The organism is Blastococcus litoris, from assembly GCF_003075095.1.
Taxonomy (GTDB): Bacteria; Actinomycetota; Actinomycetes; order Mycobacteriales; family Geodermatophilaceae; genus Blastococcus_B; species Blastococcus_B litoris.
In genome coordinates, this window is record NZ_QCZF01000075.1 from 1 (window position 1) to 436 (window position 436).

Here is a 436-nt window from a genome sequence, read left to right on the forward strand (position 1 = left end):
GATCAAATATGGTTCGACGGAGCGAGCCCAGAGTGAACCTGTGAGCCAAATTAGGGCGCTAGTGAGTACGCCCGCCAATACGCCAGTGAATATCTCATACTGCATAAATCCCCCTTTGTTCATTCGTTTGCTTATGCAGTGCCGCCCTCCCTCTGCATCAATGCTAGTTGTCCTGATCCTTCTGTAGCCGAACGGCAATCGGCAATCGGCAATCGGCAATCGGCGATTTTTATAATTTCTCTGATATTTCTTCCACTAGTTGCGACATGGTGTTTCCGGCGAACGATTTATCATTGCGCCAGCCTTTGCCAGTATCTTTCGGGACATGGAAATTCTCGCCATTTCCCAGGACCCGATAGCTGTGGTTGCCAAGCCTGCTAGGCAAGCCATCAATAACTCGCCAGTCTTGAGTCGTATGGCGCAACCCGTGCAGCTT

The 436-nt window shown here is 50.5% G+C and carries 1 protein-coding gene; it reads right to left on the reverse strand.

The features are described 5' to 3' along the window. Positions 1–229: 229 nt before the first annotated feature. Positions 230–436, reverse strand: a 207-nt coding sequence (locus tag DCS98_RS23440) for a hypothetical protein (RefSeq protein ID WP_206340421.1), incomplete at its 5' end; no start/stop codon positions are given.